This window comes from Pseudomonas sp. R2-7-07, from assembly GCF_003852355.1.
Lineage (GTDB): Bacteria > Pseudomonadota > Gammaproteobacteria > Pseudomonadales > Pseudomonadaceae > Aquipseudomonas.
In genome coordinates this window covers 1,782,219-1,803,047 of the sequence record NZ_CP027759.1, presented here as the reverse complement: position 1 = coordinate 1,803,047, position 20,829 = coordinate 1,782,219, and the positions used below count along the sequence as shown (strand labels likewise).

At 59.9% G+C, this 20,829-nt stretch carries 14 protein-coding genes; 7 read left to right on the top strand and 7 right to left on the bottom strand.

The features are described 5' to 3' along the window. Window positions 1-332 precede the first annotated feature (332 nt). Window positions 333-1,796, bottom strand: a complete 1,464-nt coding sequence (locus tag C4J86_RS08190) for a glyceraldehyde-3-phosphate dehydrogenase (RefSeq protein ID WP_124361805.1) — start codon at window positions 1,794-1,796, stop codon at window positions 333-335. Window positions 1,797-2,136: 340 nt separating this feature from the next. On the opposite strand from C4J86_RS08190, the gene mfd reads away from it, so the two are divergent. The 5 genes from mfd (at window position 2,137) to C4J86_RS08170 (ending at window position 10,240) form a co-directional block, all read left to right on the top strand. Further along, complete coding sequence (gene mfd / locus C4J86_RS08185; protein WP_124370039.1) at window positions 2,137-5,586, top strand: transcription-repair coupling factor; 3,450 nt, start codon at window positions 2,137-2,139, stop codon at window positions 5,584-5,586. Window positions 5,587-5,597: 11 nt separating this feature from the next. After that, complete coding sequence (locus C4J86_RS08180; RefSeq protein WP_124370038.1) at window positions 5,598-6,164, top strand: CsiV family protein; 567 nt, start codon at window positions 5,598-5,600, stop codon at window positions 6,162-6,164. Window positions 6,165-6,173: 9 nt separating this feature from the next. Continuing rightward, on the top strand, window positions 6,174-8,864 hold the full coding sequence (locus tag C4J86_RS08175; RefSeq protein ID WP_124370037.1) for a DEAD/DEAH box helicase: 2,691 nt from the start codon (window positions 6,174-6,176) through the stop codon (window positions 8,862-8,864). Between the two features lie 228 nt (window positions 8,865-9,092). Further along, a complete protein-coding gene (locus C4J86_RS27020; RefSeq protein ID WP_256658866.1) occupies window positions 9,093-9,401 on the top strand; it encodes a transposase in 309 nt (102 codons plus the stop codon). Further along, entirely contained in the window at window positions 9,398-10,240 is an 843-nt protein-coding gene (locus C4J86_RS08170) for an IS3 family transposase (protein ID WP_305955298.1), read from the top strand. The genes C4J86_RS27020 and C4J86_RS08170 overlap by 4 nt, the downstream gene beginning before the upstream one ends. 170 nt (window positions 10,241-10,410) lie before the next feature. Here C4J86_RS08170 and C4J86_RS08165 read toward each other — a convergent pair whose 3' ends face one another. The 3 genes from C4J86_RS08165 to C4J86_RS08155 all read right to left on the bottom strand — a co-directional run bounded on the left by C4J86_RS08165 (window position 10,411) and on the right by C4J86_RS08155 (window position 15,679). Further along, on the bottom strand, window positions 10,411-13,716 hold the full coding sequence (locus C4J86_RS08165; RefSeq protein ID WP_124370036.1) for a DEAD/DEAH box helicase: 3,306 nt from the start codon (window positions 13,714-13,716) through the stop codon (window positions 10,411-10,413). A gap of 109 nt (window positions 13,717-13,825) precedes the next feature. Continuing rightward, window positions 13,826-14,836 (bottom strand): beta-N-acetylhexosaminidase, encoded by a 1,011-nt coding sequence (gene nagZ, locus C4J86_RS08160; RefSeq protein WP_124370035.1) that lies wholly within the window; start codon window positions 14,834-14,836, stop codon window positions 13,826-13,828. A 135-nt stretch (window positions 14,837-14,971) separates the two neighbouring features. Beyond that, a complete protein-coding gene (locus C4J86_RS08155; RefSeq protein ID WP_124370034.1) occupies window positions 14,972-15,679 on the bottom strand; it encodes a TetR/AcrR family transcriptional regulator in 708 nt (235 codons plus the stop codon). Between the two features lie 263 nt (window positions 15,680-15,942). Here C4J86_RS08155 and lexA point away from each other — a divergent pair, with 263 nt between their 5' ends. Both lexA and sulA read left to right on the top strand, forming a co-directional pair. After that, on the top strand, window positions 15,943-16,551 hold the full coding sequence (lexA, locus tag C4J86_RS08150; RefSeq protein ID WP_003172575.1) for a transcriptional repressor LexA: 609 nt from the start codon (window positions 15,943-15,945) through the stop codon (window positions 16,549-16,551). A 10-nt stretch (window positions 16,552-16,561) separates the two neighbouring features. Next, complete coding sequence (sulA, locus tag C4J86_RS08145; protein ID WP_124366271.1) at window positions 16,562-17,035, top strand: SOS-induced cell division inhibitor SulA; 474 nt, start codon at window positions 16,562-16,564, stop codon at window positions 17,033-17,035. 23 nt (window positions 17,036-17,058) lie between these two features. On the opposite strand, the gene C4J86_RS08140 is transcribed toward sulA, so the two are convergent. The 3 genes from C4J86_RS08140 to topA form a co-directional block, all read right to left on the bottom strand. After that, entirely contained in the window at window positions 17,059-17,292 is a 234-nt protein-coding gene (locus C4J86_RS08140; protein WP_124361797.1) for a hypothetical protein, read from the bottom strand. A 63-nt stretch (window positions 17,293-17,355) separates the two neighbouring features. Then, window positions 17,356-17,877: a DUF6586 family protein gene (locus tag C4J86_RS08135; protein ID WP_124370033.1), complete on the bottom strand. Its 522-nt coding sequence runs from the start codon at window positions 17,875-17,877 to the stop codon at window positions 17,356-17,358. Window positions 17,878-18,112: 235 nt separating this feature from the next. Then, window positions 18,113-20,734, bottom strand: a complete 2,622-nt coding sequence (gene topA / locus C4J86_RS08130) for a type I DNA topoisomerase (protein ID WP_124366269.1) — start codon at window positions 20,732-20,734, stop codon at window positions 18,113-18,115. Window positions 20,735-20,829: the final 95 nt, after the last annotated feature.

The window sequence follows — 20,829 nt, the reverse complement described above, 5'->3', positions numbered from 1 at the left end:
CGGGGCACAGTCTATATAAGGCTCAACGCCGCGCACATTAACCCTTGGTCGCGTCATAGGCCAGTCTTGCCATACTAACAGGCCGCTAATCAGCGTCGATTTCGGGATGAGCATTATGAAGCAACTATTTTTTTAGTGCTGAGGGTGTCAGGTGTAGAGGTTGTGGCTGAACCACCGCTATCGGGGGCAAGCCCCCTCCCACAGTTTGATTTTGCGAATACGTTCAAATGTGGGAGGGGGCTTGCCCCCGATGAGGCCCTCACTCACACCACAAAACAACAGGCATAAAAAAGCCCCGAACCAGTCAGGGCTTTTTCATTTATCGCTGAGGCTTAGCGCGGGAACGCCGGCGGGTTAACCCCAGCCATGTCTTCCATCACGCGAACCACCTGGCAGCTGTAGCCGAACTCGTTGTCGTACCACACGTACAGCACAACGCGGTTGTCCTGGCTGATGGTCGCTTCGGCGTCTACCACACCGGCGTGGCGCGAGCCGACGAAGTCGGTGGACACCACTTCCTGGGAATTGACGAAGTCGATTTGCTTATGCAGATCGGAGTGCAGCGCCATGTAGCGCAGGTACTCATTCATCTCTTCACGGGTGGCGGCTTTCTCAAGGTTCAGGTTGAGAATGGCCATCGACACGTTTGGCGTCGGCACACGGATCGCGTTACCGGTCAGCTTGCCGGCCAGTTCAGGCAGGGCCTTGGCGGCAGCGGTGGCGGCACCGGTCTCGGTGATCACCATGTTCAGCGCGGCGCTGCGGCCACGGCGGTCGCCCTTGTGGAAGTTGTCGATCAGGTTCTGGTCGTTGGTGTACGAGTGAACGGTTTCAACGTGGCCGTTGACGATACCGAACTTGTCGTTCACTGCCTTGAGCACCGGCACGATGGCGTTGGTGGTGCAGGAAGCGGCGGACACGATCTTGTCGTCGGCGGTGATTTCAGTGTGGTTGATGCCGTGCACGATGTTCTTCAGCTTGCCTTTGCCAGGCGCGGTCAGCACCACACGGTCAACACCCGGGCAGGCCAGGTGCTGGCCCAGGCCCTCGGCATCACGCCATACGCCGGTGTTGTCCACCAGCAGGGCGTCCTTGATGCCGTACTGGGTGTAATCCACCTCGGACGGGTTCTTCGCGTAGATCACCTGGATCAGGTTACCGTTGGCGGTGATGGTGTTGTTTTCTTCGTCGATGACGATGGTGCCGTTGAACGGACCGTGTACCGAATCGCGACGCAACAGGCTGGCGCGCTTGGTCAGGTCGTTCTCGGCACCTTTGCGCACCACGATGGCGCGCAGGCGCAGGCCGTCGCCGCCGCCGGTTTTTTCGATCAGGATGCGCGCCAGCAGACGGCCGATACGACCGAAGCCATAGAGCACAACGTCGGTGCCTTTGCGGGCAGCGGCGTTTTGCTGGCCGACCACGTCGGCCATTTCTTCACGCACGAACTGCTCGGCACTGCGGCCGGCGCCTTCTTTACGGAATTTGTACGCCAACTTGCCCAGGTCCACCGACGCCGCGCCGAGCTTGAGCTCGCTCATGGCCTTGAGCAGTGGGAATGTTTCGTGGACGGAGAGTTCGCTGTCGTCGGCGGAACGGTGACGCGCAAAGCGGTGAGCCTTGAGAATCGCGATGACGGACTGATTGATCAGGCTGCGGCCATAGATCGAGCTCACCACATTGTTATTGCGGTACAGCTGGCCGATAAGCGGGATCATCGCTTCTGCGAGTGCTTCACGGTCGATCCATTCACCAAGACACTGGTCGGGCTTCTGAGTCACGGGAACCTTCCACATGTAGGGGCAGAAAAAAGGGGCTACATTATGTCGCCCGACCGCCCGTTGAGCAATGCGCGACAGGCAACAAAAACCCCTTGCAAAAAAATACCACCCCGCTACAGCCCAGGAAATACGCGGGTTCCAGAAGGCCACTAGTTTGCCGAGCAGCCCGACTTGTCCGTAACCCTCCTAAACATTCGCGTATTTTGGCACTACATATTGAGTCAAAACCGACGATTGTTTGTCTTAGCCACTACATTTCCAACAAACCGTAATAGGCACAGTCAGCAACTGACAGGCGGCACCTCTGGCCGCTACAATTACCGACTTTGTCGCAACGCTTGGAGCTCAACCTTCCGTGCCCGTTCTGCGTCTACCGCTACTCCCTGCCGCGGCAGGTAAACAGCACTGGGGCAACCTGCCCGGTGCCGCCCTGAGCCTGGCCATTGCCGAGGCTGCCAGCGCAGCCAAACGCTTTACCCTGCTGCTTACCGCCGACAGCCAAAGCGCCGAGCGGTTGGAGCAGGAGCTGAGCTTCTTCGCCCCCGATTTGCCGGTGCTGCATTTTCCCGACTGGGAAACCCTGCCCTACGACCTGTTCTCGCCGCACCAGGACATCATTTCCCAGCGCATCGCCAGCCTGTACCGTTTGCCGGAACTGGCTCACGGCGTGCTGGTGGTGCCGATCACCACGGCCCTGCATCGCCTGGCGCCGACCAAATTCCTGCTGGGCAGCAGCCTGGTGCTGGATGTCGGCCAGAAACTCGACGTGGAGCAGATGCGCACGCGCCTGGAGGCCACCGGCTACCGCTATGTCGACACGGTGTACGAACACGGCGAATTCACCGTACGCGGTGCTTTGATCGACCTGTTCCCGATGGGCAGCAAGCTGCCGTATCGCATCGACCTGTTCGATGACGAAATCGAGACCCTGCGCACCTTCGACCCGGAAAACCAGCGCTCCATCGACAAGGTCGAGTCGATCAAACTGCTGCCGGCGCGGGAATTCCCGCTGCAAAAAGATGCGGTCACGCGCTTCAAGGCACGCTTTCGCGAGCGCTTCGACGTGGACTTCCGCCGCTGCCCGATCTTCCAGGACCTGAGCAGCGGGATTACACCGGCCGGTATCGAGTACTACCTGCCGCTGTTCTTCGACGAAACCTCCACCCTCTTCGACTACCTGCCCCAAGACACCCAGGTGTTCTCGCTGCCAGGCATCGAACAGGCTGCGGAAAACTTCTGGAACGACGTGCGCAACCGCTATGAAGAGCGCCGCGTCGACCCATCCCGGCCGTTACTACCGCCTGGCGAACTGTTCCTGCCGGTGGAAGATTGCTTCGCCCGCCTGAAAAACTGGCCTCGTGTAGTCGCCAGCCAGCAGGATGTGGACGCCGGCAGCGGCCGCGAGCGTTTCCCGGCGGGCACGCTGCCGGACCTGGCGATCCAGGCCAAAGCCACGCAGCCGCTGGAAGCGCTGTCCAACTTCCTCGGCGACTTCCCCGGCCGCGTGCTGTTTACCGCCGAATCCGCCGGGCGTCGCGAAGTCCTGCTGGAGCTGCTCGAACGCCTCAAGCTGCGCCCGAAGACCGTCGATAGCTGGCCGGATTTCGTAAAAAGCAAAGAGCGCCTGGCGATCACCATCGCGCCATTGGACGAAGGCTTGTTGCTGGACGACCCGGCCCTGGCGCTGATCGCCGAAAGCCCGTTGTTCGGCCAGCGTGTGATGCAGCGTCGCCGCCGTGAAAAACGCGCCGACGCCAACAATGACGCGGTGATCAAGAACCTCACCGAGTTGCGTGAAGGCGCGCCGGTGGTGCACATCGACCACGGCGTGGGCCGCTACCTCGGCTTGCAGACCCTGGAAATCGACAACCAGGCCGCCGAATTCCTCACCATGGAATACGCCGAAGGCGCCAAGCTCTACGTGCCGGTGGCCAGCCTGCACTTGATCGCGCGCTACACCGGCAGCGATGACGCCCTGGCGCCGTTGCACCGCCTGGGCTCCGAGACCTGGCAGAAAGCCAAGCGCAAGGCCGCCGAACAGGTGCGCGACGTCGCCGCCGAACTGCTCGACATCTACGCACGCCGTGCGGCCCGCGAAGGCTATGCGTTCGCCGACCCGAAAGCCGATTACGCCACCTTCAGCGCTGGCTTCGCCTTCGAAGAAACCCCCGACCAGCAAACCACCATCGACGCCGTGCGCGCCGACATGCTCGCGCCAAAGCCGATGGACCGCCTGGTGTGTGGCGACGTCGGCTTCGGCAAGACCGAAGTGGCGATGCGCGCGGCGTTCATTGCGGTGCATGGCGGCAAGCAGGTGGCGATCCTGGTGCCGACTACCCTGCTCGCCCAGCAGCACTACAACAGCTTCCGCGACCGCTTTGCCGACTGGCCGGTGAGCGTGGAGGTGATGAGCCGCTTCAAGTCCGCCAAGGAAGTGAATGCCGCCATCGCCGACCTCGCCGAAGGCAAGATCGACATCGTGATCGGCACGCACAAACTGCTCTCGGACGATGTGAGGATCAAAAACCTGGGCCTGGTCATCATCGACGAAGAGCACCGCTTCGGCGTGCGCCAGAAAGAACAGCTCAAGGCCCTGCGCAGCGAAGTCGACATCCTCACCCTCACCGCCACGCCGATTCCGCGTACGTTGAACATGGCGGTGTCGGGCATGCGCGACCTGTCGATCATCGCCACGCCACCGGCACGCCGTCTGTCGGTACGCACCTTCGTGATGGAGCAGAACAAAAGCACGGTCAAGGAAGCGCTGCTGCGCGAATTGCTGCGCGGTGGCCAGGTGTATTACCTGCACAACGACGTAAAAACCATCGAAAAGTGCGCCGCCGACCTCGCCGAACTGGTGCCGGAAGCCCGTATCGCCATCGGCCATGGGCAGATGCGTGAGCGCGAACTCGAGCAGGTGATGAGCGACTTCTACCACAAACGCTTCAACGTGCTGATCGCCTCGACCATCATCGAGACCGGTATCGACGTCCCCAGCGCCAACACCATTATCATCGAACGCGCCGACAAGTTCGGCCTGGCCCAACTGCATCAATTGCGCGGCCGGGTCGGGCGCAGTCACCACCAGGCCTACGCCTACCTGTTGACGCCACCACGCCAACAGATCACGTCCGACGCGGAAAAACGCCTGGAAGCGATCGCCAACACCCAGGACCTCGGCGCCGGCTTCGTGCTGGCCACCAACGACCTGGAAATCCGTGGCGCCGGCGAACTGCTCGGCGACGGCCAGAGCGGGCAGATCCAGGCCGTGGGCTTCACCCTTTATATGGAAATGCTCGAGCGTGCGGTGAAAGCCATTCGCAAGGGCGAACAGCCGAACCTCGACCAACCGTTGGGCGGTGGCCCGGAAATCAACCTGCGCTTGCCGGCGTTGATCCCCGAAGCCTACCTGCCGGATGTGCACGCGCGGCTGATCCTGTACAAGCGCATCGCTTCGGCCACCGACGAAGAAGGCCTGAAGGACTTGCAGGTGGAAATGATCGACCGCTTCGGCCTGTTGCCGGAACCGACCAAGAACCTGGTGCGCCTGACCCTGCTCAAATTGCAGGCCGAACAACTGGGCATCAAGAAAGTCGACGCGGGGCCGCAAGGCGGGCGTATCGAATTCGAAGCGCAAACGCCGGTGGACCCGTTGGTGCTGATCAAGCTGATCCAGGGCCAGCCCAACCGCTACAAGTTCGAAGGCGCTACGCTGTTCAAGTTCATGGTGCCGATGGAACGCGCCGAAGAACGCTTCAATACCCTGGAGGCGCTGTTTGAGCGCCTCATTCCGAAATCTGCTTGAAGGACGCCTCCATGCGCGTGTTCCGCATTCTGAGCCTGCTGTTGCTGGTATTCGCGCCTTCGGCCTTTGCCGAGAGCCCCTACCAGGTGGAGATGATCCTGGTGCGCCAGAATGCAGAGCCAGTGATCAACAGCCGCGCCGCCCCGGAAAACTGGGACGGAGGTGCACAGCGCCTGGGCGAGCGAATGAGCCCGCCGCGCCTGGGCAATATCGTCGAGAAACTGCGCGCCGATTCCAACTACACCGTGCTTGCGCACAAGGCCTGGGAACAGAGCCTCGGCGAACAGCCAGTGAAGATCGCGATCACCGACGGCCAGGAGCAATTCGGCCAATTTCCTATCGAGGGCGTGCTGAACCTGCAACTGGGTCGCTTCACTGACATCGACGCCGACTTCTGGATCAACCAGTTCGACAGCAACGGCAGCGTGATCGCCAGCGAACACCTGAGCCAGAAAGACGTGCGCACCAAGAACAACCAGCTCAATTACCTGGATGGCGGCCACCTGGCGCTGCTGATCAAGATTACTTCGCTGACCGCCAAGCCCCCCAGCGCACCACCGCCCGACATGCAGGACTGATCCCGCGCCATGCCCCTGACAGCGTCGCTGACCAAACCCCTGGCCCCTTCGTGGGCCAATCGCTTCAAAGAGCAAAGCCTGGAGCGCGGGCGGCGTTACGCGCTGGAGAATCGGGTGCGCATCGTCGAATCCGGCGACAGCACCATCACCGCCAGTTGCGAAGGTTCGGGCGGCAACGTCTACCGGCAGACCATTTCGTTGCGCGAATCGGCCAAGGGCATGCTGATTCTGGTGGACAGCCGCTGTACCTGCCCGGTGCACACCAATTGCAAGCATATTGCCGCCGTGCTGCTCAAGGTGCAGGAAACCCTGGCCTACCCGGCGGCTGCCCAGGATGCCGAGCTGCTGGGAAAATTGCAGGCGGTATTGGATAACCGCGTGGTGCTGCCGCAGGTGGTCATGGAGGATGTGCGCCCTGTGCCGCGCCTGTGGCTGGCCAGTGTGGAGTTCAGCGCGTTCGAACCGCGCAATGGCAAGATGCAGCGTTACATCCAGCATCGCGCGGCGCTGTCGTTCAACTATCTGGGCAACTATGTCAGCGGGCAAAAGAACGCCGATATCATCGTGCGCCAGGAAACCCAGAGCCTGCGCATCAAGCGCCATCCCGAGCTGGAACAGCCCTATCGCGAACACCTGCGCCTGCTCGGGTTCAAGATCGCCACGCGCCAGAGCAAGGCCCTGCCGGAAAGCGCCGGCGAGCTGTTCGAGATGGTCAATGACAGCGCCTGGCTGAATTTCACCCTCAACGCGTCCCCCGCGCTGCGGGCCGAGGGTTGGGAGCTGCAAATCGATGAAGACTTCGGTTTTGACCTCAGCCCGGTGGACGACTGGTACGCCAGCGTCGATGAAGCCCCCGAGCGGGACTGGTTCGATCTGGAGCTGGGTATCATCGTCAACGGCGAACGGCTGAGCCTGCTGCCCATCCTGCTGAATTTGATGCGCTCCCACACCGAAATCCTCAACCCGGAAAAACTCGCACGGCGCCGCGATGATGAATTGATCCTGGTGAATATTCCCGGCCTGCCCAACGGCCACGGTCCGCTGCAAGTGGCGCTGCCCTATGGGCGATTGAAGCCGGTACTGGCGACCCTCGGCGAGTTCTACCTGCAGGAACCCGGCACCACCACATTGCGCCTGGCCAAGGCCGATGCGGTCCGCTTGAACCCGCTGGAAGATCTGCCACTGCAATGGGAGGGCGGCGAGAAAATCCGCAACTTCGCCCAGCGCCTGCGGGACATCAAGGATTTCACCTGCGTGGCGCCTGAAGGCTTGAATGCAACCTTGCGCCCTTACCAGCTGGAAGGCCTGAGCTGGATGCAGTCGCTGCGCCAATTGGAGGTGGGTGGGATTCTTGCGGATGACATGGGCCTGGGTAAAACCTTGCAGACCCTGGCGCATATTCTTACGGAAAAAAATGCAGGACGGCTGAATCGACCGTGCATGGTGGTCATGCCTACCAGCCTGATCCCCAACTGGCTGGATGAGGCCGCGCATTTCACCCCGCAACTGCGGGTGCAGGCGCTGTACGGCGCAGGGCGTAAGAAACATTTCGCCAATCTGCAGGACTATGACCTGCTGTTGACCACCTACGCACTGCTGCCCAAGGACATCGTTACCCTCGCCGCCCTGCCCTTGCATGTGCTGATCCTCGATGAAGCCCAGTACATCAAGAACCCCACCAGCAAGGCGGCGCAAGCGGCTCGCGAGCTGAATGCGCGGCAGCGCCTGTGCCTGAGCGGCACGCCGCTGGAAAACCATCTGGGCGAGTTATGGTCGTTGTTCCACTTCCTGTTGCCGGGCTGGCTCGGCGATGTGAAAAGCTTCAACCGCGATTACCGCGTTCCCATTGAAAAACGCGCCAGTGAGGTGCGATTGCAGCACCTCAACGGCCGGATCAAGCCGTTCCTGCTGCGCCGCACCAAGGAACAGGTGGCAACGGAACTGCCGCCCAAGACCGAGATTATCCACTGGGTCGACCTTAACGAAGCGCAGCGCGACGTCTATGAAACCATGCGCCTGGCCATGGATAAAAAGGTCCGCGACGAGATCACCCGCAAGGGCGTGGCGCGCAGCCAGATCATCATCCTTGAGGCACTGCTCAAACTGCGCCAAGTGTGCTGCGATTTGCGCCTGGTCAACGATGCCGCGCTGCCCGCCCGAGGCAGCAGCTCGGGCAAGCTCGACAGCTTGATGCAGATGCTCGAGGAATTGTTTGCCGAGGGCCGGCGGATCCTGCTGTTCTCGCAGTTCACCTCAATGCTGAGTCTGATCGAGGCTGAACTCAAGCAGCGCAAAATCGCCTACGCCTTGCTGACCGGCCAGACCCGTGATCGGCGCACACCGGTGAAGGAATTCCAAAGCGGCAAGCTGCAGATTTTTCTGATCAGCCTGAAAGCTGGCGGCGTCGGCCTGAACCTGACCGAAGCCGACACCGTGATCCACTACGACCCCTGGTGGAACCCGGCAACCGAAAACCAGGCCACCGACCGTGCCTACCGCATCGGGCAAGAGAAGCCAGTGTTCGTTTACAAGATGATTGCCCGAGGCACGGTAGAGGAGAAAATCCAGCACTTGCAGAAAGAAAAATCCGACCTGGCGGCGGGTGTGCTGGATGGGCGTTCGACCGGGGATTGGCAGTTGGGTAATGAGGATATCGAGGCGCTGTTTGCACCGCTGCCCAATAAGCAGGAAAAGCGCTGACTGTCGGATCGCCATCGGGGGCAAGCCCTAATGCCAGTCAGTTAACCGTACACCACCGCCTGTAGGAGCGAGCTTGCTCGCGAAAAACTCACAGGCACCGCGTTTATTCAGGAAGCACGCGTTATCGTTGACGTTTTTCGCGAGCAAGGGCTAGCCGCCCGCCTGAACTGGCCTAATGATCCCGGACACCTCTTAAGGGCGATATGATTCGCCCAATCAGGAGGTTCCATGCAACAGCGAAAGACCTACACCCACGAGTTCAAGCAACGTGCTGCAAGCATGGTTCTTGATGATAACTGCTCAGTTCCCGACGTCTGTGCATCGATGGACGTTGGCCCTACGGCTCTGCGCCGCTGGGTTGATCAGGTTCGTAAAGAGCGTCACAAAGGGCAGCCAGTGGCAGGTACCAAGGCTATCAGCGACGAACAGCGAGAGCTTCAACAGCTACGAGCCAAGGTCAAGCGCCTGGAGAGTGAGGCTGAAATCTTAAAAAAGGCTACGGCTCTCTTGATGTCGGATCCCGATCGTTTTTCCTGATCGAGGAACTGAGGGAGTCGAGTTCATATCCGACCAGCCTGCTTTGCAGTGCGCTAGGCGTTTCCCGCAGCGCGTTTTATGACTGGCTTAAGCGTCGCTCAGCGCCAAATACCAAGCGTGACGCGCTTAGAGCAAAAGTCGTGCAACTGCATGTCGAAAGCCGAGAAAGCGCAGGTGCACGGATGATCTCTCAGCACTTGAAGGCCCAGCAGATCAAGGTAGGTCGGCATCTGGCCGGAAAACTTATGGCGGAGGCAAATCTGGCCAGCAGACAGCGCCGCCGCCATCAATATCGCTCTAGAGGCGTTGAAGCATTTGTGGCCAAGAACCTGCTTGAGCGTAACTTCGAGCCAACCGCAATTAATCAAGTCTGGTGCGGCGACGTTACCAGCCTAATGGTTGGGAAACGCTGGTATCACTTGGCAGTGGTCATTGATCTGTTCGCCCGCCGAATCGTTGGCTGGGCGTTTTCTCTGATCAATGACGCCAACCTGGTTAGCAAGGCGCTGAGAATGGCGGTGGAGGTTCGAGGCAAACATGCAGGCTTGATGTTTCATTCGGATCAAGGCTGCCAATACACCAGCCAGCTCTTTCAGTCCGCGTTGCTGGAGTATGGGATAACCCAAAGCATGAGCCGCAGAGGGCAGTGCTGGGACAATGCACCAACAGAGCGTTTCTTCGGGACGCTCAAATCAGAGTGGGTGCCCACCAAGGGCTATATGACAGTTGAAGAAGCCAAGCAGGATATGACCAGCTTCTTCATGCGATACAACCGAATCAGGCTCCACAGCTACAACAACTACCTGTCGCCAATAGCCATGGAGCAGGAGGCGGCTTGATCACCGTAATCGGTGTCCGGAAAAACTTGACCAGAACAGCCTCGCTCCTACAAAAAGCCTTAACTGACTGGCATTAGGGCTTGCCCCCTTTCACACTTGACCGCGTTCACCCTGAAGAAAAGCGGTCAAATGTGGGAGTGGGCTTGCCCGCGAAGGGCGCGCCGCAGTCGTTAGCCAGGCAACGGCGCAAACAGCGCCTCGATATCCCGCTGCTCCAGCTTCCAGCCCGCACTGGCGCCCCCTTCAAGCACACCGTCGGCCAGCGCTGCCTTTTCCAATTGCAACGCCTGAATCTTTTCTTCCACCGTACCTCGGGCAATCATCTTGTAGACGAATACCGGCTTATCCTGCCCGATCCGGTAGGCCCGGTCGGTGGCCTGGTTTTCCACGGCCGGGTTCCACCAGGGGTCGTAATGAATCACCGTATCCGCGGCCGTCAGGTTCAAGCCGGTTCCGCCCGCTTTCAGACTGATCAGGAACAACGGCGTCTTGCCGTCCTGGAAATTCTTCACCGGTGTGCGCCGGTCCAGGGTTTCACCGGTCAGGATTGAATAGTCGACCTGACGCTGCTTCAGTTCCTCTTCGATTAATGCCAGCATCGAGGTGAACTGCGAAAAGAGCAGGACGCGCCGCCCTTCGCTGAGCAACTCTTCGAGCATCTCCATCAAACTGCCGAGTTTGCCAGTACCGGCCCGGGCCGGTTTGGAGGCTGGTGCAGTCTTGACCAGACGCAAGTCGCAGCAGACCTGGCGCAACTTGAGCAGCGCTTCGAGAATGATGATTTGACTGCGGGCGACACCATGCCGGGTGATCTCGTCGCGAACCTTCCTGTCCATCGCCACACGCACGGTTTCATACACGTCACGCTGGGCGTCACTCAAGTCCACCCAGTGCACGATCTCGGTCTTGGGCGGCAGCTCGGTGGCCACCTGTTCTTTTTTGCGGCGCAACAGGAAGGGTTTGATCCTCGCCGTCAGGTGCTGCATGCGTTGCGCATTGCCGTGCTTTTCAATCGGCGTGCGGTAATCGCGATTGAAGGTTTTACTATCGCCCAGCCATCCCGGCAACAGGAAGTGAAACAGCGACCAGAGTTCGCCCAAATGGTTTTCCAACGGCGTCCCGCTCAGGCACAGCCGTTGGCCGGCATCCAGTTGGCGAGCGGCCTGGGCCGCCTTGCTGTTGGGATTCTTGATATTTTGCGCTTCGTCGAGGATCAGCACGCTCCAGCGCTGCGGCTGCAGGACCTCAAGGTCTCGCGGCAACAGCGCGTAGGTGGTGAGTACCAGGTCGTAATCGGTCAAGCGCGTGAAGTCGGCCTGACGCTGTGCACCGTGCAGCGCCAGGACTCTGAGCTGCGGCGTGAACCGTGCGGCTTCGTCGATCCAGTTCGGGATCAGGCTGGTAGGCATTACGGCTAACGCGGGCATTTGCAATCGCCCTGCCTGTTTTTCCACGAGCAGGTGCGCAAGGGTTTGTAGGGTTTTGCCCAGGCCCATGTCATCCCCAAGAATCCCGCCGACTTCCAGCTCGCGCAACGTTTGCATCCAGTTCAGGCCTTCGAGTTGATAGCCACGAAGTTCGGCTTTCAGGCCCTCGGGGGCAGAGACCTGGGCATGGGTGGAGCGCTTGAGACGCTGGGCGAAATCACGCAGTCGCTCGCCGCCCTGCCAGACCAGAGGTAGTGCATCCAGATTACTGAGCCTTGCCGCATCCGGCGCACTCAGCCGCAGTGCATCGCCTTCAGGCGCGCGCAGGTAGAGTTCGCCGAGGGTCGCCATCAGAGGTTTGATACGACCGTAGGGCAGCGCAACTTTGATATGAGTGCGGGCATCCAGACTGACCAACACGCGCTCATCATCATCACGTTCGGCCATGTAGGTGGCATCAAGCAGTTTGGGTTGACGCCGCATCAAGTCGAGCATGATGGGCAACAGGCTGTGCCGCTCGCCATTGACCTCAATGCCCAGCTCAAGGTTGAACCACTCGTGACCGGGTGACTCTTCAATGTCCGCGTACCAGCCGTCAACAGCCTCCACATTGTAATAAAACCCCGGGTGAATGACGACTTCCCACCCTGCTTCACGCAGAACCGACAGCTGGCTTTCAACAAAAGCCAGCCAGGCTTCATCGTTGGGTAGATCGAACATCTCTCCTGCACCGACAGGCAGTGCACCGCTTTTGCGATTGACCGTTTTAAAGCCGATTTTCGTGAGCGTCTTGCGCAAGGCTTTTTCAGCTGCGGGCTTGCGTTGGATGCGTTGGGTTTCGGTGCCGTTGAGAAACAGGATGTCCTCAGTGCCCTTGCCGCTGACCAGGCTTGTGTCGTAACGAAAAGCCAGGGCGGCGCGGTGTTCCAGGGCGGGCATCCGCCGATAGTCGACCTGGCTGTACACGTAGGATTCGTCGCTTCCCAATGTAAGACACCCTTGGGGCTCCAACGCATCCACGACGCGCTCGGTCAGCTCGCGTGGCGGAGGAATCGCCTTGGACGCCGCGCTGATGCGATGACTGAATAATGCGACTTGATCAGCTGGAATCATCGGCAAGCCGCAAAGATGCATGGCCAGATTTTCCTCCAGCCCGTGCTCGACCACCCCGATCGTCATGTTATCGAGGTCAAGATAATGAAGCGGCTGGAGGGGCAGCACTTCGTCCAACTCGCGCCCGTCGCTGATCCAGCGGGGAAAATAATTGCCATCGGGCATCACGGCCCAATCGAAACGAGCGGTGCGGGCCGGGCCAGGGTTAAGCGCCAGTCTTGGGCCCAGCTCAAGAAACAGGCGCTGGGTTTTTAATGCCAATTGGAGAATCTCGGCCCCCATCTCGCCGGCCAACTGAAAACTGCTGCCATAGTGGCCATAAGATCGGCCCAACAACAGCAATCGACCAATACGGGTATCCAGCTCATGCATATAGCCAGGGGCACGCCGCAATACCTCATCCATCGAGTGCAGAGGCTTGATATCGCTGTACTCGCCTTTTTTCGTCACGCGCGCCCGATACACCTCCAATGACCAGCCACTGGAATAAACATCAGGAGTGATTTGGTACAGCAAACAAGTGCCGGTGTTCTTGGGCTGAGCCTCACCCGGCGGGGTGGGCTTGGGGATGCTTTCGAGCCAGTTTTCGAGCTGCGGACTCAGGCGGTCACCCACCGGCTTCTTCGGCTCGTTCAGCTCTTCGTACAGCACAGTTAACGTAAACAAGACCGCAGCCGCGTGCTTGCAATTGATCGCCACCGGGCAAGAACACACACAGATGATGCCCGGCCGACGGGATGCTGCACTCTCCAGGGTAATCGACAGGGTGTAGACATTACGTCCAGAGCCCCTGCAATGCGCGATCAGCCGGTGATGCCCGAATTCTTTTATTTCAAGACGATTTTCGCCAGCGTACTCAAACCCACGCTCCAGCGAGCGAGGTTCAAAGTACGCTTGCCAATCCAATTCGACGATACGTGCAATTAGATCATTCATCAAACAAGGACTCTACAGCAGCCAGTAACGGGACTTAAAGCAGGGCGACTCCCACACTAGAGTAAGAGACAGCTCCAACAGCATTCAGACGCTGCCTACATCAAGCTTCTTATTCAATCAGCTGAGCGTCTCGCAACGCTCCAAGGGCTGTCAGCCAGCGCGGATCCTGTTTGTAGTCAGTCGAGGCAATTGCTTGTCCCCGCATACGCGCAATGCGAGTCGAAGGCGTGACCTTCATTCGCTGGGCTGCAGTCAGTGCAAGCTCGGCAGCCGCGCGATCATTGCACACCAGCCCCATGTCACAACCAGCAGTGAGTGCCGCCTCGATCCGACTGGCCGCATCACCCACCACATGGGCACCGGCCATGGACAGGTCATCACTGAAAATCACCCCGTCGAACTGCAGCTCACCGCGCAGGATGTCCTGCAACCAGCGGCGTGAGAAGCCGGCGGGCTGGCTGTCCACTTGCGGGTAGATCACATGTGCGGGCATCACGGCCGCCAATTGCTTGCTCAGGCGTGCGAAAGGCACCAGGTCATTGGCGCGAATCTGTTCCAGGCTGCGCTCGTCGTTGGGAATCGCGACGTGGGAATCGGCCTCGGCCCAACCGTGACCCGGAAAGTGCTTGCCGGTGGCGGCCATGCCCGCGCTGTTCATGCCGCGAATAAAGGCACCGGCGAGTACGGCGGCGCGCTCAGGGTTGCCTTCGAACGAGCGGGTGCCGACCACGGCGCTGCGCTGGTAATCCAGGTCGAGCACTGGGGCGAAGCTGAGGTCCAGGCCCACGGCGAGTACTTCGGTGGCCATGATCCAGCCACATTGTTCGGCCAGGTACTCGGCGTTGGGGTTATCCGCCAGCGCGCGCATGGCCGGCAAGCGCACGAACCCCTGGCGCAGACGCTGCACCCGGCCGCCTTCCTGGTCGACCGCCAGCAGCAGGTCCGGGCGCACCGCACGAATCGCCGCGCTCAATTCGCGGACCTGGCGCGGGTGTTCGATATTGCGCGCAAAGATGATCAAGCCGCCGACTTCAGGTTGGCGCAACAGATGGCGGTCCTCGGCCGTCAGCCAGGTACCGGCAACGTCGACCATCAAAGAACCTTGCAGGGCAGCAGTCATAAACCTTCCTTAAATAACGCGCACAACCCGTCATCCCTACCGGTTACGGTAAGCACGACGGGTTGCGCGTAAATAGCTGAAATCGGCATGGCGGCTAGCTTAGCGGATGCAAGCGGCCGCGCACACCCGCAGCCGTCAAACCTTGGCGAGGCTGGGTGTGGATTTGCTGCGCGGGCGCAATTGAGCCACGGCCATGGCCTGATCGGTCACACCGGTTTCAGCGCGCATGCCGGCGGCGAGGAATGGCACCATCAGGCGCATCACCTGCTCGATGGAGGTGTTGACGCCGAAATCCGTCTCGGCAATCGCGCGCAGCGCCTTGATCCCGGACATGCTGAAGGCCGCAGCGCCGAGCATGAAGTGCACACGCCAGAACAGCTCGATGGGTGGGATACGCGGGGCAGCTTCATTGACCAACAACATATAGCGACGAAACACTTTGCCGTACATGTCTTCCAGATAACGACGCAGGTGGCCCTGGCTCTGACTGAACGCCAGGCCCAATAGACGCATGAAGATAGACAGGTCGTTGCCGCTGCGCGGCTGAACCACCAGGGCTTGCTCGACCAGGATCTCCAAAAGCTCTTCCAGGCTTGGCTTGTTATCCGCCTTCGCCTGGCGACGCTCCAGCTCGCGATCAAGACTGGCACAGAACGGCCCCAGGAAGCGCGAGAACACCGCCTGGATCAGGGCTTTTTTTGAGCCGAAATGGTAGTTCACGGCGGCGAGGTTAACTCCAGCCTTGCTGGTGATCAGCCGCAATGAAGTTTCAGCAAATCCTTTTTCCGCGAACAATTGCTCGGCAGCATCGAGAATGCGTTCAACGGTTTCCGACTGGGCCATGGCTACTCCGCCTGACAAACACTTGTTTGAAACATACGTTTCAGGGTATGTCTTGTCAAGCCTGCGTGTCCGTTTTCCGGCTGGGCAGTCATCTATTTCGTCGCTATTTAATCACATCTTTCATGGCCTGTAGGCGGCGCTATCTCCGCCCCCCAATACGGATGATGGATGACCGTCCAGCGGAGTCGCGCAAAAGGATCATTGCCAAGCGCCGTCCACTGTATATAATCCCAGTCACTGTATAAAAAGACAGAGCGATCAACATGCTAAAACTGACGCCACGCCAAGCTGAGATTCTGGCTTTTATCAAGCGCTGCCTTGATGACAACGGTTACCCACCGACACGCGCCGAAATTGCGCTGGAGCTGGGTTTCAAGTCTCCCAACGCTGCCGAAGAACACCTCAAGGCCCTCGCGCGCAAAGGCGCGATCGAGATGACCCCTGGGGCTTCGCGCGGTATTCGCATCCCTGGCTTCGAAGCCAAGGCCGACGAATCGACACTGCCGATCATTGGTCGAGTGGCCGCGGGTGCGCCGATCCTGGCGCAACAGCACGTCGAGGAATCCTGCAACATCAACCCGACCTTCTTCCATCCGCGCGCCGATTACCTGTTGCGGGTGCACGGCATGAGCATGAAGGACGTGGGTATTTTCGACGGCGACCTGCTGGCCGTTCACACCACCCGCGAAGCCCGCAATGGCCAGATCGTCGTGGCGCGGATCGGCGATGAAGTCACCGTCAAGCGCTTCAAGCGTGAAGGCAGCAAGGTCTGGCTCCTGGCCGAAAACCCGGAGTTCGCGCCGATTGAAGTGAACCTGAAAGACCAGGACCTGGTGATCGAAGGCTTGAGTGTCGGCGTCATTCGCCGCTAAAGGAGACATCATGCAGCTCGTGCACACCCCACAACACACACAACTGTCGCTGTTCGAGGCCTTCATGGCCCAACCCCTTGCGCCCATCCTCAAGGAAACGGTCGAAGCGCCATGGAGCTGCGAACCTGAGGTATTCAGTGAATTGTCGTTGCGTGGGGCTGCCGGGAGCTGCTTGAGCCTGCTGGCGCCGATCCTGCGCGAACTCAGTGAGGAGCAGGACGCGCGCTGGTTGACGCTGATCGCCCCGCCCGCCAGCCTGACCCAGGCTTGGCTACGGGATGCCGGCCTCAACCGTGAGCGTATTCTGTTGCTGCAGCCACGGGGCACGCAAAGTGCCCAGCAGTTGACCTGCGAAGCTTTGCGCCTGGGACGTAGCCATACGGTAGTGAGCTGGCTGAACCCGTTGAATGCAACGGCCAAGCAGCAGCTGATCAGCGCCGCACATACAGGTGATGCGCAGAGCTTGAATATTCGGCTGGGGTAAGGGGTGAGCGGGTTACCCAGGGCTCAGTGCAGAACCTTTGGGCCATCTTCCTTCTCCGGCTCGCCTTCAGCCAGGCGACCGGCCATTTGCACGCCAACGCTCAACATCGCTTTAGCCACTTCCACATGCTGGCCTTGCAGGAAGGCTTTTGCGTCTTCGGAAAAGTCCAGGATGACCAGAGAACCTTCGTCCTCGGCCCGACGCAGCTCGATTCGGCCGTCAGGCAGTTCAACAATTTCCAGAAAGGACGTTGGCATAAAAGTCTGTTCTCCACGAAAGCGCGGGATTATATCAGTGTTGTCGCGTGCAGGCGTGCCCGCTCAGCACTCGCTCAAACCTTCGCGAAAGCGCAACGCTAGCTTTTTAAGCTCCTGACGCCAGCTTTCCAGCTCTTGCCGGCTCAAAGGCTTGGGCTCATCCGCCTCCAATGCAACCGCCACGATCAATGGCTGCGTCACATCCCCCTTGGGTACATGGGGAACGCGGGGCGGCTGGAACATGTCGGCGTGCGCCTTGAGCAGGCGGGCTACCCAACTGTCCGGGCTCTGGGCCATTTCCACCAGTTCGGCCAATTCCGGGATAGCCATGGTTTCCAGCACGTCTCGGGCCATGATCATTTCCGCGCGGGGCGAACCGGCCTGGGGCAAGCGGTAGAACCCGGCGATTTCATGGCATAACCCCAGCAAGGCGCCATACAGGTGAAACAGAGCGGCTTCACGACCCGCCTGGACCAGCGCGATGGCATTCATCTCCTTGCCCGCCTCGGCACGACCAAGGGCTTCCAGGGATAACCCCGCGAAGTAAATTTTCTGGTTGGTACGGGTATAGAGTTCGTTGGCCATGACGGCAATCTCCACAACGAATGAGGCGTGATGCTGGCTGTGTAGGAGCGAGCTTGCTCGCGAAAAACCTGAGAGCACCACTGTGTATCAGATTTCTCGCGTCATCGTTAACTGCAAGTGCCATGAGGCAGATCCAAATGTGGGAGGGGGCTTGCTCCCGATGGCGATGCATCAGTCACAGGTATGTTGACTGATACATCGCTATCGGGAGCAAGCCCCCTCCCACATTGGACTATCAAGCGCCCTGACGCTTGTCCTCGACCTTCCACTTGCCGCCGTCGTAGAACGCCTTCCAGCCGGTAGGCTTGCCGTCGACTTCGGTCTGCACGTACTGCTCCTTGGTTTTGCGGCTATAGCGGATCACGGCTGGGCGACCATCCGGGTCCTTCTTCGGCGCTTCACACAGGAAGTGGTACTTCGGATCGATCTCATCCTTGTGCGGTACGATTTCCAGCACCAGCGGGGCACGGGTCTCGCGGTTTTTCGGGAACTGGCTGGCCGCCAGGAACAAGCCCGAAGCGCCGTCGCGCAGGATGTAGGTGTCGTTGACCTTCTCGCACTTGAGCTCAGGCATCTTCACCGGGTCCATCTTCGGCGGCGCCGCGTCACCGCTCTTCAGCAGTTTGCGGGTGTTCTTGCAGGTCGGGTTGGTGCAACCGAAGAACTTGCCGAAACGGCCGGTCTTGAGCTGCATCTCGCTGCCGCACTTGTCGCACTCCAGGCTCGGACCTTCGTAGCCCTTGATGCGGTAGGTGCCCTCTTCAATCTCGTAACCGTTGCAATCCGGGTTGTTACCGCAGATATGCAGCTTATGCTTTTCATCCAGCAGGTAAGCGTCCATCGCCGTGCTGCAGATCGGGCAACGGTGCTTGCCACGCAACACCAGCGACTCGGATTCACCCTCGTCATCCGCCGCGATTTCATCGCCCGGCACCAGGTTGACGGTGGCCTTGCAGCGCTCTTTGGGCGGCAGGCTGTAGCCCGAGCACCCCAGGAACACGCCGGTGGACGCTGTACGAATCTGCATCGGCCGGCCGCAGGTGAGGCACGGAATGTCGGTCATGACTGGCTGGTTGGCACGCATGCCGCTCTCAGGGCTCTCGGCCACTTCGAGTTTTTTCTTGAAGTCGCCGTAGAACTCGTCCAGCACGCTCTTCCAGTCGCGTTCGCCCTGGGCCACGTCATCGAGGTTCTCTTCCATGCCGGCGGTGAAGCCGTAGTCCATCAGGTTGGAGAAACTTTCGGACAGACGCTCGGTAACGATGTCGCCCATTTTTTCCGAATAGAAGCGGCGGTTGTGCAGCGCCACGTAGCCACGGTCCTGGATGGTGGAGATGATCGCCGCATAGGTCGAAGGACGACCGATGCCGCGTTTCTCCATCTCTTTTACCAGGCTGGCTTCCGAATAACGCGCCGGCGGCTTGGTGAAGTGCTGGGACGGGTCGAGCTTGATCAGCTTCAACGTATCGCCCTGGGCCATGTCCGGCAGCACATCGTCGTCGCCAGGCTTGGCGATTTGCGGCATTACACGGGTATAACCGTCGAACTTGAGGATCCGGCCCTTGGCGCGCAGCTCAAAGTCGCCCGCCCCCACGCTGACGGTGGTGGACAGGTATTGCGCCGGCAGCATCTGGCAGGCCAGGAACTGGCGCCAGATCAATTCGTAGAGGCGCTCGGCGTCGCGTTCCATGCCGCTCAGCTTGCTCGGCTCGGTGTTGGCGTCGGAAGGACGAATCGCTTCGTGAGCCTCCTGGGCGCCTTCCTTGCTGCTATAGACGTTTGGCTTCTCCGGCAGGTACTTCTTGCCGAATTCGCTTTCGATATAAGTGCGCGCCATCGCCACCGCGTCTTGCGACAGGTTGGTGGAGTCAGTACGCATGTAAGTGATGTAGCCGGCTTCGTACAGACGCTGGGCCATCATCATGGTTTTCTTCACACCGAAGCCCAGGCGGTTGCTCGCGGCCTGCTGCAGGGTGGAGGTGATGAACGGCGCCGACGGCTTGCTGCTGGTCGGCTTGTCTTCGCGCTTGACGATGCTGTAGCTGGAGGCCTTGAGCTTCTCCAGCGCGGCCATGGCCTGGGCTTCGTTCAGCGGTTTGAAGGCCTCGCCTTTCTCGCGGGCCACTTCAAAGCGCACGTTGTTGCCTTTGGCAGTGCCGAGGTCAGCGTGAACTTCCCAATATTCTTCGGGGTTGAACGCACGAATTTCGCGCTCACGCTCCACCACCAGCTTCACCGCCACCGACTGCACACGGCCGGCGGACAGGCCACGGGCGATTTTTGCCCACAGCAGCGGCGAGACCATGTAGCCCACGACGCGGTCGAGGAAGCGCCGCGCCTGCTGGGCGTTGACGCGGTCGATGTCCAGCTCGCCCGGCTTGGAGAAGGCTTCCTGGATGGCTTTCTTGGTGATTTCGTTGAACACCACGCGCTTGTAGCGGCTGTCATCACCGCCGATGGCTTCGCGCAGGTGCCAGGCAATGGCTTCCCCTTCGCGGTCCAAGTCCGTCGCGAGATAGATGGTGTCGGCATCTTTGGCCAGCCGGCGCAGCTCTTCGATGACCTTTTCCTTGCCCGGAAGGATTTCGTACTTGGCCTTCCAGCCATGATCCGGGTCCACACCCATGCGCGAGACCAGCTGCTTGCGCGCTTTCTCTTTAGGCGTGAGCACCGGGCCTTCGCCCGCGGCCGCCTTGCCGCGCTTGGCGGCAGGCTCCTTGCTGGCGCTAGCCGAACCGCTGGTGGGCAGGTCTCGGATATGGCCGATACTCGACTTCACCACGTACTCGTTGCCCAAGTACTTGTTGATGGTCTTGGCCTTAGCCGGGGATTCCACAATGACCAGCGATTTGCCCATGGATCGGAAAATTCCTGAATTCGAGAAGTGAAAGGCAGTTGGCGCCTGTCGCGGCAACGCTATATATAGTGGCAACAAGGTGAGGTCAAGCGCAG